Consider the following 1,543-nt stretch of genomic DNA (forward strand, 5'->3'; position numbering starts at 1 on the left):
ATAATGAAGACTAGGAACTATTTGCCTGTGTTTAAACTGTAATAATATCTTTTCTAATCCAGCCACACCAGCTGCAGCTGATGTATGACCTAAATTACTTTTTACCGATCCAATACCGCAGTAGCTTTCCTTTTTTGTAAATTTACCAAACGCTTTTATTAAAGCTTCTACTTCTATAGGGTCACCAAGTTTAGTTCCTGTCCCATGTGCTTCGACATAGCTTATTGTTTCTGGATTTATGCCATATTTCCTGTAGATATCTTCAAGCAAACTTATTTGAGAATTTACACTTGGTGCAGTGATACCGTTCGTCTTACCGTCTTGATTAATTCCTGAACCTAATATTACTCCTTTTATATTATCACCGTCTTGAATTGCATCTTTTAACCTTTTTAATATAACTACTCCTGCACCTTCACCAGGAACAAACCCATCAGCACTATTGTCGAAGGTCTTACACTTACCTTCTTTCGACAACATTCCTGCTGCACACATTGCTTCATAAGGTTCTACTCCTAAATAAAGTGTAACTCCACCAGCCACAGCCATATTGATTTCATTACTTAGTAAAGCCTGACAAGCCAAATGTATTGCAACCAATGAACTAGAACAAGCAGTATCAATAGCCATTGCGGGGCCTTTTAAATTTAACAAATAAGCTAGTCGGCTTGAAAATATTGAACTTGAGTTACCCGTCATCAATTGGGCTAAATTTTGAGTAATACCTGCTTTTTTTATATGATCTGCATACTCATTCCCCATGATTCCAACATAAGTACCACATTTCATTCCATCAAATTGAGACGTATTATAACCTGCATCTTCGATGGATTTCCAACATTCTTCTAAAAAAATTCTGTGTTGAGGATCCATTAATTCCGCCTCTATTGGAGACATATTGAAAAACAAGGGATCAAACTTATCGATTTCATCTAACTCACCTAACCACTTACAATAAAGTTCCCCTGTCTTTTCTCCTCCTTCTTTATAATAATGAGTGGTATCCCATCTACTTTTAGACACCTCTTCTACACAGTCTACTCCTTTTGATATATTATTCCAATAAACTTCTAAATCCTTAGATTTAGGATAGCGACCACTCATACCTATTATAGCAATCCTCTCGTCTTTAATATCAATAGAATTACTATTATTGGAAATATCACTATTAATCACCTCTGATTGAGTATTTAAAATATTCAATTGCGTTTGGATAATGCTCTTTTCAGAATTTGATTCCAAATTAGTTACTAAATCAAGCTCTATAAACCCTTCCATATGGATAACTTCTAACCCATTACTTTTATGACTGCTGATACTGAAATACAATTGGCCATCCGGTAAAACTTTCAAAATCAACTTTACTACGCTGTTGAGAAGTTGTTCTTTCTGGCTAATCACCACATTTATTAATCGCAATTGTTCAATTCCAAAATGTTCTTTAAATGTTGAATAAATTAACTCTTCATATGAATCTTGCAATATAGATGTGTTATAATAAAAACTGACCATTCCTGTCTCTTCTAAATCTCCTTCTATGGAT

At 34.4% G+C, this 1,543-nt stretch carries 1 protein-coding gene; it reads right to left on the reverse strand.

What is annotated here, in order from left to right; all coding sequences use genetic code 11:
• The coding region (locus tag EZM65_RS15355; RefSeq protein ID WP_136669439.1) for a polyketide synthase at positions 1 to 1,543 on the reverse strand (1,543 nt) is incomplete at both ends.

Source organism: Flavobacterium sp. H122, assembly GCF_004959765.1.
Lineage (GTDB): Bacteria > Bacteroidota > Bacteroidia > Flavobacteriales > Flavobacteriaceae > Flavobacterium.